General features: G+C 31.2%; 12 protein-coding genes and 1 pseudogene. All 13 read left to right on the forward strand.

From position 1 onward, the window contains the following. Positions 1-513: 513 nt before the first annotated feature. The 13 genes and pseudogenes from BN1865_RS16645 (at position 514) to BN1865_RS16705 (ending at position 15,628) form a co-directional block, all read left to right on the forward strand. A complete protein-coding gene (locus BN1865_RS16645; RefSeq protein WP_198527297.1) occupies positions 514-2,418 on the forward strand; it encodes an extracellular solute-binding protein in 1,905 nt (634 codons plus the stop codon). Between the two features lie 97 nt (positions 2,419-2,515). Continuing rightward, the gene (locus BN1865_RS16650) at positions 2,516-5,059 is read left to right on the forward strand and encodes an ATP-binding protein (RefSeq protein ID WP_198527298.1); all 2,544 of its coding nucleotides are present in this window, start codon (positions 2,516-2,518) and stop codon (positions 5,057-5,059) included. A gap of 243 nt (positions 5,060-5,302) precedes the next feature. Further along, positions 5,303-5,627 (forward strand): annotated as a pseudogene (locus BN1865_RS19035) (ABC transporter permease); the annotation flags it as partial. Positions 5,628-5,945: 318 nt separating this feature from the next. Then, positions 5,946-6,458 carry a hypothetical protein gene (locus tag BN1865_RS16660; RefSeq protein ID WP_050638379.1) on the forward strand — a complete coding sequence of 171 codons (513 nt, stop codon included), beginning with the start codon at positions 5,946-5,948 and terminating at the stop codon, positions 6,456-6,458. A 370-nt stretch (positions 6,459-6,828) separates the two neighbouring features. Next, a complete protein-coding gene (locus BN1865_RS16665) occupies positions 6,829-7,683 on the forward strand; it encodes a PRD domain-containing protein (protein ID WP_050638380.1) in 855 nt (284 codons plus the stop codon). Between the two features lie 95 nt (positions 7,684-7,778). Then, positions 7,779-9,218 carry a PTS transporter subunit EIIC gene (locus BN1865_RS16670; protein ID WP_050638381.1) on the forward strand — a complete coding sequence of 480 codons (1,440 nt, stop codon included), beginning with the start codon at positions 7,779-7,781 and terminating at the stop codon, positions 9,216-9,218. A 30-nt stretch (positions 9,219-9,248) separates the two neighbouring features. Then, positions 9,249-10,673 carry a 6-phospho-beta-glucosidase gene (locus BN1865_RS16675; RefSeq protein WP_050638382.1) on the forward strand — a complete coding sequence of 475 codons (1,425 nt, stop codon included), beginning with the start codon at positions 9,249-9,251 and terminating at the stop codon, positions 10,671-10,673. A 105-nt stretch (positions 10,674-10,778) separates the two neighbouring features. Continuing rightward, positions 10,779-11,582, forward strand: coding sequence for a ChbG/HpnK family deacetylase (locus BN1865_RS16680; protein ID WP_050638383.1), 804 nt, complete (start codon positions 10,779-10,781; stop codon positions 11,580-11,582). A gap of 2 nt (positions 11,583-11,584) precedes the next feature. Further along, a complete protein-coding gene (locus BN1865_RS16685) occupies positions 11,585-12,058 on the forward strand; it encodes a PTS sugar transporter subunit IIA (RefSeq protein WP_050638384.1) in 474 nt (157 codons plus the stop codon). A 42-nt stretch (positions 12,059-12,100) separates the two neighbouring features. After that, positions 12,101-13,288 carry a MupG family TIM beta-alpha barrel fold protein gene (locus tag BN1865_RS16690; RefSeq protein ID WP_232780428.1) on the forward strand — a complete coding sequence of 396 codons (1,188 nt, stop codon included), beginning with the start codon at positions 12,101-12,103 and terminating at the stop codon, positions 13,286-13,288. Between the two features lie 17 nt (positions 13,289-13,305). After that, complete coding sequence (nagA, locus tag BN1865_RS16695; RefSeq protein ID WP_050638386.1) at positions 13,306-14,454, forward strand: N-acetylglucosamine-6-phosphate deacetylase; 1,149 nt, start codon at positions 13,306-13,308, stop codon at positions 14,452-14,454. A 7-nt stretch (positions 14,455-14,461) separates the two neighbouring features. Then, complete coding sequence (locus BN1865_RS16700) at positions 14,462-15,307, forward strand: Nif3-like dinuclear metal center hexameric protein (protein WP_050638387.1); 846 nt, start codon at positions 14,462-14,464, stop codon at positions 15,305-15,307. Positions 15,308-15,448: 141 nt separating this feature from the next. Then, the gene (locus BN1865_RS16705) at positions 15,449-15,628 is read left to right on the forward strand and encodes a hypothetical protein (RefSeq protein WP_157844147.1); all 180 of its coding nucleotides are present in this window, start codon (positions 15,449-15,451) and stop codon (positions 15,626-15,628) included. Positions 15,629-16,002: the final 374 nt, after the last annotated feature.

Here is a 16,002-nt window from a genome sequence, read left to right on the forward strand (position 1 = left end):
ATGATGTTGAAAGAGTGCTATATGCTGATGGAAGCAGATTATGATGATGTCATTGCTTAAGTAATGATAATAGAATCAAGATATTTTTAAAAATGACATTGTATGATAAAAACTTTCCTAAACTTTGTATCACTATGGAACACAGAGATTATGGAGAGGTTTTTATTACTGTGCATACCTTAAAAAGAATGGTTGTAAATATGTTATATAGTAGCAGTGCCTCTAGTCAAACATTGGCATTATTGGAATAAAAGCGCACTGAATATCAGTTTTTTGCAGTCATGTCGAAAGAAATTCAATTTGAGTATGTTTATCGTTTTGTTATATTAGCAATTTCAGAATCACGAATTTGAAGAATTATTCCACCATGCACAACATGCATTAGCTTATGCCAAATAGCATGGTAAAAAATATTATTTTTAAAAAGAATTTATGCATGATATGTTGAATTAAACATCGGTATAAGGGAGAATGGAAATGAAAAAGAAAAAACGAATTGGGTGTATTTGGTGTATGGTGCTACTGCTTGCGGTCTTTTCTATTTCCTTAGATGGATGTAGCAGGAAGAAGGAAAAAACCAAGGTTACATTATTATATTCTACGGAATTTAAACAATTTAAGCAATTGGTTGAAGAAACCTATGATGATATTGAACTTGTATATGAACGTACACCTTATTTAAGTGAGCAATTTAGAAAATTAGCAAAAGGTGTAGGACCAGATATTGTGATCTCTAGTCAACCAAATTTTGAAAATATGCAAACTTATTTGCTCGATCTCAGCGATACCTTGGCTAGTAGTCAATATGATAGTACTGTTACTTCAAAATTGATGGTAGATGGAAAAAATTATATGCTGCCACTACCAGGAACTTATTATAGTTATATTATTAATGAAACATTATTTAGGAAAGCAGGTCTTGCCTTTCCTACATCATTAAAAGAATTAGAAACTGCCTTAACTACACTAAAAGAAATGGGCTTAGGTGTAGGGGAGGATGGCATTAACTTTAGTATGGAAAGCGATTATAATACAAGTCTAGGGATGTTTTTTGTAGGTGCCATGGTCCCTGATTTCCTTGGGACGGTTGAGGGCGTGAAGTGGCTTGCAGCACTAGAAAGAAAAGAAAGTACCTTTACAGGAACGTTTGAAAAAGCATTTACCTTCTCTAATTCCTTGATGTCTGCCAAAGTATTGGAACCAGATGCGATTGCTTTAAAACGAAATAGTATCTTAATTCCAGAAAGAATGGGTTCAGGAAATTTAGCCGCAGCGTTTGGAAGTTCAAATTTAATGATGCAGATTGTCGAAGAAAATGAAGCAAATGTTGAAGCAGGGAAAGCAGAGGCATATGAATATCGAATGCTACCTTTGTTATCTGATGAAGGAAATCATCCTTGGGTCATGTATTCTCCTATTGGATATGTTGGTATCAATGCTGCAATCTCTGATGAGAAAAAAGAAGCAAGTAAAAAGGTGATTGAACTTTTATCAACCGAAAAGGGGCAAAAAGCAATCATGAGTGACTTAAAAAGTGAGTATTCTTATTTGAAAAATGATGAGAATAATAAAGATAATATGCCTAAAGGAATTGCTGAATATATCGAAGAGGGATATGTATATAATGTACAATTTCCTGATAGTCTCATTGAATATTTGGGAATGCAGGCAAGAAAGGTTTTTGAAAAAGCTAGCAGTGTAACGGAAATTTTGCAAGCAGTGGATAAGTACTATTTATATGGTTCTAAAGATGCAGAGTATGATTTATCAAACGTAGGTTTTCTTGATAATGACTTATTGTTAGAAAATTATAATGTTAGAAAAGGTGAAACCAAACTTGGAAATTTCATCACGAACAGTATCAAATTAGCGTCTCATGCAGATATTGCAGTTGCCAATGGGGGTGCTATTCGCTCAAGTTTGTACCAAGGGGATGTCTATGGAGAAGATTTACGTGCGGTGTGCCCTTTTGATGATCAAATTGTCGTGCTGAAAGTCACAGGTGAAGATATCTGGAAGATGCTAGAAAATAGTTTAACCACTTATACGGATGAATTCCCAGGAGGAAGATTTTTACAAGTATCTGGTATTCATTATACATTTGATAGTTCTAAACCAGTTGGAAGTCGTCTGCAGTCTGTGGTATTGCATGATGGAACAGCGATTCAACGCAATCAGTTCTATACAGTGGCCGTGACTGATTATATGGCAGGAAAACAGGGCTATGCTGAAAGCAATGGTGATGGATATGTGATGTTGAATTATTATGATGAAGCAACTAAAAAAGGAAATGTACAACTTGTGGAAGAAACGCACATGACGTTTCAAGATGCAATGAAAATATATTTTGAGTATAATAAGGATCAGACGATTCATGTGGAATTAGATAACAGGATTGTGGATAATGCTCATAAATAGTTGGTTGGTATGAGGAGGAATAAGGAATATGAAGGGTAGGAAATTTTTACAATCAAAAAGAAATAGAAGGATATTCCTTTTTCTTTTCTTTGCAATTTTGCTGTTGTTAGGAATATCTGCTTTTTACTCTTACCAAAAAGAAGCGAAGCGGACAGTATCTAAAATCAGTCAAGTTTATTTACAAGAAATGTCAGAACAAATGAATAATCATTTTAAAACGAATTTGGATAGTTTATATGCGCAGATTGAAACGATCGGAAATTCTGTTTCCGCTTCAGAATTAGAAAGTGAAGAACATTTGCTTGCTTTTTTAAATCGTGTCAAAGAAGATAATCAATTTTCACATGTAGCGCTGATAAGTGAACAAGGGATTGCTTATTCTTCCGATGGTATCTTTCCAGCAATTTCAAAGATTTCTGGACTTCATCAATTATTGGAAGGTAATGAGAAACTTTTATCAGTAAACGAAACTATCTGGGGAAATGATATGATGTTATTGGGTGCAACCATTGATGATAAAGTGTTTTTTAATGATCACTTTATTGCAGTTATAGCCGGTATTGATACATCAATTATTGGTGAAAAGCTTGCATTAAATAAAGCTGGGACTTCCTCATATTCTAATATTATCGCACTTGATGGCACTTTTATCATTCGCAATTCTAATACGGATGTGATGTTACAGGGAACTAATCTATATTCTATTTTAGAACATCAATCTGTTTTTGATGAAGGATATTCATTAGAAAATCTTAAACAGAACATTCAAGATGGAAAGGAAGATATGATATCTTTACGGTTGTATAATCATCATGAGTATTTATATTATGCTCCGATAGCTGGAACAAATTGGTATATGTGTACAAGTATGGCATATACAACTGTAAATTCACAAGTCTCAGCATTGAGCAACTTTCTATTGATTGTAGCAACTGGAATTTTTATTTTGATTTTATTGGTAATTGGAACTTTCTTTTTCTTACATCAGCAAAGTGAAAAACGCTATCGTGAACAAATTATCAAAGAGAAAGAAGAAGCAGAAAAAGCAAATCAGGCAAAAAGTAATTTCCTATCTTCTATGTCACATGAGATACGGACACCATTAAATGGCATTATTGGAATGACGGAAGTTGGAAAACATTACATTAACCAACCTAGCCGTATGAAAAATTGCATGGATAAAATATCCTTATCTTCTAAGCATCTTCTTACTTTAATCAATGATATTTTAGATATGTCTAAGATTGAAAGTGGAAAAATTGAATTACATAATGAAGCATTTGATTTCGGTACATTATTGAAATCGTTAACGACTGTATTCTACTCTCAGGCAAAAGAAAAAGGTATCCGCTTTGAAGTTCTACTTGATGGAATTATTGATAGTTTTCTTATCAGTGATGCACTTCGTTTAAATCAGATTCTTACGAATATGATTTCTAACGCACTCAAATTTACGCCAGAAAATGGAGTTGTAGAATTGCGTGTAGAAAGAATGCAGCATCATGCAGCGAAGGAAGATGAAGTTTGGTATCATTTTGTAGTGAAAGATACTGGATGTGGCATAGCAGAAGAGAATCTACAGCGTATCTTTGAACCTTTTACACAAGAAGATAGTGGAGTTGCCCGACGTTATGGAGGTACAGGGTTAGGATTACCAATCAGTAAACGATTTGTAGAATTGATGGGCGGAAGAATCTATGTAGAAAGCAAGGTCAATGTTGGAAGTAGTTTCCATGTAGAACTTCCTGTTATCTTGCCAAAGGAACAGCCAATAGAAAAACTATGCATGGAAAATAAGGAAAAAGTACTGATTCTAAATCAAGTTGATGAAATCAGAATGCAGTTAGCCTTGTTATTGGAGCATGAGGGATTCTTAGTTGAAATAGCACAATCTATGGATATTGCTCTAGACTTGCTGAAACAGGCAGCGGTCAATCAAGAAGACTTTACTATGTGTCTCATACGATGGGATTTTGGCACAGATATGCGCCATATTGTACAACAAATTAAAGAAGTAGCTAAACCATCCATTCGTATCGTTGTAACAGGTTTTGATAAGGATGAGTTGGAAGAGGTACGTCAACAAATGGCAGGAAATGATGTATTGTGTCATCCTGTCTTCCATAAAGATTTGCAAGATCTAATGTCACGTCTTTATCATGTAGCATTAGATGTGAAAGAAGTTCCTACAAAAAAAGCACTCGCTGGTAAACATGTTCTCATTGTCGAAGATAATAAGTTGAATCTTGAAATTGCTGTTGAACTCTTATCTATGGATGATGCTTGTGTAGATACTGCTAGTGATGGGGAAGAGGCTGTGAAAAAATTTGCAGAATCGAGTGAAGGCTACTATGATTTGATTCTTATGGATGTTCAAATGCCAGTTATGGATGGATATCGAGCTACCCAAATGATTCGTCATCTAGCACGACCCGATGCAGAAAGCATATTGATTATAGCAATGACAGCCAATGCATTCCAAGAAGATATTAATCGTTGCCTCGCATGTGGTATGAATGGGCATATTGGCAAACCATTTATTGTCGAAGATATTTATCAATGTTATGAAAAAACGCGGAAAGAAGCCGCTGCTTCTTATAATCTGCATCATGAGGAAAATGATGAGCCTCATGAACTATGAAATGAGTAATAGACATGAATCAAAATTTTATATTTAATTTACAAAGGATAGGTATCTAGGTCATTTAAAATAACTTAGAATTTAATGAATTTCATCTATTAAATAAAGTGTGATTTTATAAAACAAAAGTAGATAGATCAATCTTTGATACAGAAGATATTGATTGTCTACTTTTTTGTTGATAAAGAAATTGCAAATTTTAATTAATGATTTAGCCAACCAAGTTTGAATAAAAAGATTGTCTCTTATGAAGAAAATCTCAAGAATCTTGGATATGATGATTCTGATAAACCTAGTAGTATCAGTATCCATCCAAAAGATTTTGTGAGTAAACAAAATGTAAGTAATGCTTTAGATCAATATAACGAAAACATGAAAAAATGGATGAGGATAAAGTGATCTCATATACAGACTATATGGGGATTTAATGTCATCTGTTACAGATATTATTAATGTTATGAGTTATATCTTGATTGCTTTTGTTACAATATCATTAGTTGTTTCTTCTATTATGATTGGTGTCATTACTTATATTAGTGTATTGGAACGTAAAAAGGAAATTGCTCTCTTTCCTTATAGTCTTTTTTTCATATTTAATTATTTATATATTTTTATAAAGCATTAATTTTATATCTAAATAAATTTATCAAGTCAGTCAATGACTATAAGAGAATATTTGGCTATTATATGTCATATATTATGTCATTCAATAGCATACTCATGTAATCAATATAATGATAAAATATATTAAAACAGGATATGAAAATAATTATATTAGTTAAATGAGACGATTTTATCTTGGTTTGTTTAAAAAATGACTAGTTGAGATGATAATGCTTATTTATAACTAACATTATTCATTATTTAAAAGAAAGGAAATCTAGTTATGAAATCTAATGATTTTTTAGTGTTATCTAAAAGGAATATTTTCCATTCATATATGCAATGTCATGCAGAAAGTGATTCTAAATATATTCCTAATTATCCGCCAACTGTTATTGTCAATTTTTATGATGAAGGAATTATGATAAAGGATTATTGCACAAAGAAAATACTTGATAAAATTTTGTATGAAGATGTTTTAGCAATTGATTTATCATTATGCTCTAGATTGATGACTATAAAGTTTGTACCAACAAAGATGTATGATGTTGAATACATTATTAAAAAGAAAACAGGAGAAAATCTTCATTTTGAAGGTAAGAATGCTTTAATATGGAAAAATATATTTAAAATATTAAATAAAAATCATGTAATCATAAACGATGAACTTGGTTTACAAAGTATTATTAATAATTTACAAAATTCAGAAGAGTTTTATGAAATTTGTAAAGAAAGAATGGCATCTTGGAAAGAAAAATATAGTATTTCTGATCCGAAAGTTGGAGATTTGATTTAAAAGTAATTATATATTGTTTAAATGTTGATTGTTCATTCATATATAGAATATAAAATATAGTAGACGTAATATTTTTAAATGAAAGCCTGTATTAAGATAAAAATACTTCTAAGTGTATTCAATTATCAGAATTATCGAAAAGGGAATTAAAATCAAACAATAATAAGGTTCTATCTTTGTAAAAAAAATTAATTCTTGACAACTCAATAATACTTAGTTTATAATGTTTGTGTAAAGTGAGTTGTTACTTTAATTAGGCAAGGACACTAACACAGTTATACAATAGTTTATGGATTGTTACTCCTCAAGGCATGACCATTATATTTGATATGGTGTCCTTGAGGTTTTTTTATGGAAAAGGGGAGATGATATGAAAGCTATAAAAAAACTTAATAATAATGCTGTTGTTTGTGTTGATGGGAAAGGCAGAGAACTTATTGCAATTGGTAAAGGTATTGGGTTTGGTGAGATTCCTAGAGAAATTTCTATTGATAACATTGAAAGAACATTCTATGATATGAAGTATTCAGAACAAAATATTTTGAAAGATTTACCAGTAGATGTTGTTATCTTTACAGCTGATTTAATGGATATAGTTAAAAGTGAACTATCCTATGAATTAAATCCAAATGCTGCTTTGGTCATGGCTGATCATATAGCATTTGCTATTGATCGAGCTACTCAAAATATATCAGTGAAAATGCCATTATTATATGACGTTCAGCAAATGTATCCACTTGAATATAAGATAGGAAAATACATTTTAAGAAAAATTGAAAAACAATTTCACGTATCTTTACCTAAAGATGAAATTGCTGGTATTGCATTAAATTTAATCAATTCAGGATTAAACAATAAAGAGGTTATAGATAAGAGTAGACTCCAAGAATATGAAAATATGCTATATGAAGTTACAGAAATAGTTGAGCATACACAGAAAATGATTATTGATAAAGATAGTTTTGATTATTCTAGATATGCAACACATTTATTATATCTGTTTCAAAGAGTTCAATCTCACAAGACTATAAACAGTGCAAATTATGAAGTATATGAAGATATCGTTAAGAAATTCCCTTCCATTGAATCATGTGTGTCAAAAATTTGTCAGCACATAGAAGGAAAATGGAACGTAGAACTATCCAAAGATGAAAAATTGTATTTAATGTTACATATTAATCGAATATGTACGAAAAAGGATTGTAACCTGAAAGACAGGGCATAACCTCCAAAAAGACACAGTATAAACTGTATTTTGGGGGTTTTTGTTTAGTCAAGGTGATTATGCATTGAATATTGAGTAGACAAGGAGGAGAAGAAATGAAAGATATTCAAAAATCATTAGAAGAGATCATACAGTATGTTGGTGGTATAGGAAATATTGCTAATGTCACTCATTGTATGACAAGACTTCGTTTAGTGTTAAAGGATGAAAGTTTAGAAGAGAAAGAGAAATTAGAAGAGGTAGAGGGTGTTATTAAGGTTGTTCATGCTGGTGGTCAAGTTCAGATTGTTATTGGTCAACAAGTAGGTAAAGTCTATGATGAATTATGTAAGCTAGGTGGTTTTGAAAAAAGTCATTTGATTGATGAAGAAGAACAAGAGGAGAAGAAAAAAGAAAAATTAACAATTAAATCTGTTGCGAATAATATTATGGGTACTTTAAGTGGATGTATTATTCCAACATTACCAATTATGATTGTAGCTGGTATTTTTAAGATGTTAGTTATTTTATTTGGTCCGACACAATTAGGGTGGCTAGCAGAGGGCAGTGACTTAATTGTCTTATTTGAAATGGTCGGAAATGCTGGTTATTATTTCTTGCCTTTCTATGCAGCGTATAGTTCAGCTGTAAAGTTTAAAGTGAGTCCAATGATGGCATTGTTATTTTCAGGAATTATGTTAAGCCCTAATATGATAGGGATTGTAGAAGCGCAAAAAGCATTTACTGTTTTTGGTATTCCAATGCATTTAACAAGTTATATACAAGCAGTTATTCCTATTATTATTATTGTTTGGATTATGTCATATGTAGAAAGATTTTTAAAGAAACATATTCCTGATATGCTAAGAACTGTGGGTATTCCAGTTTTAACGATCACTATTATGCTTCCAATTGGTTTATGTATCTTAGGACCAGCATGTTATATTGTAATGAGTTGGATTGCTGATGGATTATTATGGGTAACTGCACATTTTGGATTATTAGCTGCGATTATTGTTGCACCATTATGGCCATTTGTTATTTTGTTTGGTATGCATGTTCCAATTTTAACAGCCTTACTTCCAGCACAAATGGAAATTGGATATGATATGATTGTGTATCCAGCGATGATAGTAGGAACGTTTACATATATGGGATTATTCTTAGCATATGCACTACGTGCAAAAGGTGTAAAGAAAAAGAGTTTAGGATGGAGTTGTTTTACAACAATGACATTAGCTAATATATCTGAACCTGGATTATATGGTATTGTTTTATCAGATCGCAAAGCATTGCTTTATTCTATGATTGGAAATATGTGTGGAGCATTAACTTGTTACTTATTGAGTGCTAAAGTCTATATCTTTGCTGGAGTAGGTTTCCCATTTTTAAATCCATTGCGTTTTGGAGAAGATATTGTCCAAGGAACAATTGGATGTATAGTTGGATTGGTAGTGACTTTTGCAATTGGAATTATTTTTGGATTCCAAGGTGAAGAAAAGTTGCAATTTGGTAAAAAGAAATTAAAAATCGGTAAAAAAGAAGTGAATATATAACTCATTTTTGATAGAAAGGAGAACTCAAAAATGACGTTTTCTAAAAGTTTTTTATGGGGTGGAGCACTTGCTGCTAATCAATGTGAAGGTGGATGGAATGAAGGTGGTCGAGGGCTAGCCAACTGTGATGTTCTACCTTATGGAAAAAATAGAACAGATATTATTAAAGGAAAAATGATACGAACTCAACCCATACAGGATGAATATTATCCAGCACAAAATGCAATAGACTTTTATCACCACTATAGAGAAGATATAGCTTTACTTGGGGAAATGGGATTTAAAACATTGAGAATATCTATTGCATGGAGTCGTATTTTTCCACACGGAGATGAGGATCAGCCTAATGAAGATGGCTTACAATTCTATGAAGATGTATTCAAAGAATGTCAAAAGTATGGAATAGAGCCGTTAGTCACTATTACGCATTATGATATACCTATGCATTTAGTAACTGAATATGGTGGATGGAAAAATCGACAGTTAATTGATTTTTATAAAAAGTTAGTGAGAGTTTTATTTGAACGTTATAAGGGTATGGTAAAGTATTGGTTAACGTTTAATGAAATTAATATTATGGTGAGTGCATGTTTTATGGCAGCTGGTTTAACTTTTGATGATGATGAAGATCAGTATACAAGTATTTATAATGCTGTACACCATGTCCTTGTTGCAAGTGCATGGGCAGTGAAGATAGGTCATGAAATTGATAATGAAAATCAAATCGGATGCATGTTGAATGCTGGATTATTTTATCCAGCAACATGTCATCCTTTAGATGTTCAGGCAGCCCAACAAGAAAATAGACAGCATTATATGTTCACTGATGTTCAAGTGAGGGGAGAATATCCTCAATATATTAAAAAGGATTTTGAAAGAAATAATTATACAATTCCATTCTGTGATGATGATGAAGAAATTTTAAAAGCAAATCTAGTTGACTATATATCATTTTCATATTATTCAACAAGAGTTGCAAAAGCCAATAGTGAAGGAGAATTTGATTCGAATTTATTAAAATCAGCACCAAATCCTTATTTAAAAGTTGAACCATGGGGTAGGTTTATAGATCCATTGGGTCTGAGAATAACAATGAATGAGATATATGATCGTTATCAAAAACCACTATTTGTAGCAGAAAATGGACTAGGTGCTCCTGATATCCCTGATCAATATGGTCATATCAATGATGATTATCGAATTGAATATTTAAGAGAACATATTAAGGCAATGAAAGATGCAATAGAGATAGATGGATTACCAGTTATGGGATATACTTGCTGGGCACCTATCGATCTCGTTTCTGTAGCTACTGGACAAATGTCGAAAAGATATGGATTCATATATGTTGATTTAGATGATAATGGAAATGGAACACTAAAGCGCAGTAAGAAGAAATCATTTGAATGGTATCAAAAAGTTATTGCTTCTAATGGGGAAAATTTTGGAGATTAATCTTATTACATATTCTATTGAGTTGTTTTATCAACTCACCTCCCTTTGAATAGAGATTAATTTCCATTAGCTCCTATTAAATTTAATTCTGAAAGGAATACTGTTATGAAACTATTAATACAGGCAGATGATTATGGAATAACAAGAGCAGTATCAAGCGGTATTATTTTTGGAATTCATCATGGTCTTATCCGTAATACTGGCATATTTACAAATATGGACTGGACAGAAGAATGTTTAGATATGATTAAACCATATCTTGAGCAAATAGATTTAGGGATTGATCTGAATATTTCTACAGGAAGACCTATTTTACCAACATATCAAATACCAACATTAGTGAATCAAGATGGAATATTTTTAACAAGTTGGGAAAGTCGAAAACAAGATGAATTTTGTCAGGATAGAAATCATGCTTCTATGGATGAAGTTTATCAGGAATTCGAAGCTCAAATTCAAAGATTTATTGAGCTTGTAGGGAAAAAACCAGACTATATTCATGGGCATGCTTACACAACTGAAAAGATTTGTCAAGTTCAGAGGTCATTAAGTCAAAAATATGGAATTCCATATACATCAGATATTTGGGATAAACTATTTGGTTTTGATATATCTGGATATAGAATACCTTGGTATATAAAACCAGCAACATTAGAAAATCAAATCAATTCTTCTTTATCCCATTATCTTCTTAGTCACAAAAATGAACTTTTACAAAAAGAATATTGTCTAGTTGTTGGTCATATGGGATATGTTGATGATGAATTGCTAAAATTATCCAGTTATCATTTATATAGAATAAAAGATTTAGAAGGTATTACTAATTTAGAAGTAATGAATTGGGTGGAAGAAAGTCATATTTCACTTATTCGTTATAGCGAGATTTGTAATCATGAGAAAGGAAGATAAAATTGATTAATTTTATAAAAAGAAATTCAGAACAAGTCGTTGCACCAGTGAGTGGTAAATGTATATCTATCACTCAAGTGAATGACGAAGTTTTTTCATCAAAGGCTATGGGCGATGGATTTGCAATTATACCTAATAATTGTACAGTTGTTTCACCTGTTAATGGAGAGGTTGTACTTATTGCAGAAACTAAACATGCGTTTGGATTGAAAACGAAAAAAGGTGTTGAAGTATTGGTGCATATTGGCTTGGATACGGTTCAGTTAGAAGGAAAAGGATTTACTGTTCATGTCAAACAAGGAGATAAAGTTAAAGCGGGTGAGACAGTTATTAGTTTTGATAGAACATATGTGGAGAATTCCTCAATTGATATGACAACTATGACTGTCTTTACTTCTGGACTAACTGAAGAAGTTTGTTTAGAGTGTTATGAAAAACAAGTCGATCAAGGTGATATTCTTATCCCTAAAATATAAATATATAAATAAATTTTAAAGATAATATATGGAGGTATGAAAATGACTGAACTAGGTGTATTGGCTTATCCTGATTTAAGTCCAATGAATAAAATTAAGGAATACTTACAACTCGCATCAAAGTATGGATTTACGAGAGTATCTTCTAGTATGCTTTCAGTAGAAGGAACAAATGAGGAGATCATTTCATATTTTAAAGAATTTAATCACATTGCACATGAATTTGGAATGAAGGTTTCTTTAGATGTGAATACAAATTTTTTAAAAAGAATGAATCAATCCTATGATGATATTTCTTTATTCCATGAAATTGATTGTGATATTATTCGTTTAGATGGCTCTTATGGAGCAGAAAATGACTATATAATGATTCAAAATCCTTATGGCATAAAAATTGAAATGAATGCGACTTCATCAAAGGTTGCTAAAGAAATTGCATATTTTTATGAGAAAGGAGTATCTCAAGAACAAATTTTATTAGGGCATAATGCTTATCCTCAGCGATATACAGGTTTGAAGTGGAAAGATTTTTTAGAAAAAAACCATCAGTTAAAATCTTATGGTTATAAGATTGCAGCTATTGTAAGTTCAAATGCCCCAAATACTCATGGAATTTGGAATGCTGAGGATGGACTCCCAACAGTTGAAAGACTACGTGACTTACCAATTGATTTACAAACAAGAATTATTTTGGCTACTGGTGAAGTTGATGATATTTTGATTGGAAATGCATATGCTACAGAAGCAGAATTAAAAGCTATTTCTGAAATTGTGAAACCTGCTAAGGCTTTTGAAGATTCTCCTATCTATGCTGAAATTAAAGCATATGGACCAATTTTACCAAAATTTGGTCCATGTAAGAGATTAAAAGTGATTCTTGAAAAAGATATCACAAAAATTGAAAAAGAAAATCTTATGGATTTTGTTCCTCAATTAGATAATGGCGATTCTTCTGAATGGATATGGCGTTCAAGAAGTGGGCGATTAATAAACAAGAATAGACCAATTCCTCCTAGAAAATATGGTAAAGAATATTTCCCAGTTGGAAGTGTTGTGGTTGTCAATGATGTTAATAAGCATTATTCTGGTGAAATTCAAATTGTAAAAATTCCAATTAAGAATGATGGAAAAAGAAATTTAATTGCAAGATTGGCACCAAATGAGGAACAGTTGCTTGAATTAATAAATAACGAGGATTTAGTAGAATTTATTGAATATTATGAATATTAGAAGAAGGTGAAATCGTTATGTTCATAAAAAGTAAAAGAGTTTATGTTGGTGATCGATTTATTCCATGTATCATTGAGATTGAAAAAGATAAAATTATGAATATTTCTGCATATAGCGATTGCAAAGTGGATAGGGATTATGGTGATCAACGTATAGTTCCAGGTTTTATTGATATTCACACACATGGTGCATATGGGTTCGATACTAACAATGCAGATGAGAACGGATTGAAGAACTGGCAAAAACGTTTAACTGAAGAAGGGGTAACATCTTTTTTACCAACAACTGTAACAGCATCAAAAGATAAATTATTAAAAGCATTAAAAAATGTAGCAAATGTTAAAAAAGAAAATTATTCAGGAGCTCATATTGTTGGAATTCATTTGGAAGGGCCATATATTGATAAAAAGTATCATGGAGCTCAACCCATCAATGCAGTGGTTAAACCAACAATAGAAGAATTTCAAGAATATCAGGATGCAGCCAATGGGTTGATTAAAATTATCACTTTAGCTGTAGAACATGATCCAAATTATATGTTGACAAAATATTGTTCAGATAACCATGTTGCTGTTTCAATAGGTCATAGTTCAGCAACACTTGAGCAGGTGACTTTTGCAGTTGCTAATGGAGCAAAGTCTATTACACATACTTTTAATGGTATGAGTCCATTTAATCATCGTGATAATGGTGTTGTTGGTGCTGCCTTACGTTGTGATTCATTATATAGCGAGATTATTTGTGATTGTAATCATGTCACTTCAGAGGCAATAAACTTGTTTTTTCGTTCTAAAGGCAAAGAAAAAGCTATTATGATCACGGACTCTTTGATGTGTAAAGGATATAAACCAGGTGAAGTATTTCATTTTTCTGATCTTGAAGTTAAAATTCATTCTGATGGTAGTGCTCATCTGGTTAAAGAGGGGAATTTTGCTGGAAGTACATTAAAAATGAATGTGGGATTAAAAAATCTGGTAGAAAAAGCACTTATTCCATTTGATGTTGCACTTCAATCATGTACATTGAATCCTGCAAAATTACTCAAAATAGATGATAGGGTTGGTAGTTTAGTGGTAGGCTATGATGCTGATATTGTTGTATTAGGAGATGATTATTCAATAATTGAAACATACTGTAAAGGGATTCCTCAATTAGGAACTCAGTGACTATATTATGAGAAAAATAGAAATTATAGAGCAAATCAAAAATCATCACTATCATGAGTGGTTGGGTAAAGAGATAAACGAGGAAACCACTCGTGATCAAATTCTGTTTGGAGATATAGATGAAGAATGTACAGGTATCATAACAGCCATATATGCAAGTGTAGATGTGATTAAACATGCTATTGAAAAAAATGTCAATCTCATTATTGTTCATGAGTCTTTATTTTGGAATCACGGAGACCATACAGATTGGTTATTGGGAAATAAAACATATCAGATTAAGAAAAAGATGATGGAATATAATCATATTACTGTTTGGCGTAATCATGATTATCTTCATGCAGGAATTGACTATAAAGGAAGACGTGTGGATGGAATATTTTATGGTTTACTAGAACTGCTGGGCTGGGAGAATTATGTTCATGGGAATATTGGATTTCCACTTATCATCAATATTCCCAAAATAAAAACAAAAGATCTTATCAACGAGATGATGTACAAACTTAACTTAAATGGAATAAAATGCTTTGGAAATATTAATGGTTATACTGAAAAAATTTATCTTCCTATGCATATAACTGGCAATGATAATGATAAAATTGCAGTTGTTGATCAAGAAAATATTGATACAATTATATCTATGGAGTGTATTGATTATACATTAGGTATCTATATTAAAGATACAGCTATGCTAAATATTAATAAATGCATTTTAGCAATTGGACATTTTAATTTAGAGGAACCTGGTATGAAATGGTATGCTGAAAAATATCTACCAACTATCTTGCCTGCAACATTACCAATTCATTTTAAACAAGTTGGTGATATGTATCAATTTGTTATTAAAGATTGAATTTGATAGTTCATTTATTTTCATGTAGTCATTAGTTTTTTAATATAAATGTTGAAAATATTCATATGTTTAAACATGATATGAATTCTTAACGCATGATAAGTATAGAGGAAGATTTGGAAAGTTATGATAATATTAAATATGAAACATATATCTCATGAAACAAGACATATATTTATTAGCCAAGTTAAAAAGCGCCAAATAAATGATTATATTTTAAAAATAATTATTGGATATGAAATTAGAGATGTGACAGAGCGAATATATACCCATAGAACTATAGAAGAATTAAGAAAAGAAATGATCAAAATCAAGTTTTAGATTTTGATTTTTTATATGAATTTTCTGATTTATGTAATTGCAAAAAAATTTTCAAACAATCTATGGGCTTTTCATAAAATAAAAGACACTTGTTAACGTTATCTAAGTGCCATAAACTTTCATGAGGATATTAAAATTTTTATTAATTATAATTTTTGTATAGTAAACAATATGTTTAGCCTAGCCCTTTTGATTACTATTCTAATAATTTCATTGAGTTTTAACTTAAATCATTAAGAAATATAAACAATAAAAAGGTAAATTCATTTTACCCTATTAGAAAAATATCTATAAAATCAATAACTTTCAAATAACTTATATATTAGTTTGAAATTTTTTGGTAAACAGTACTGTAAAGAATTCAATTTTGTTAT

Source organism: Candidatus Stoquefichus sp. SB1 (assembly GCF_001244545.1).
GTDB lineage: Bacteria > Bacillota_I > Bacilli_A > Erysipelotrichales > Coprobacillaceae > Stoquefichus.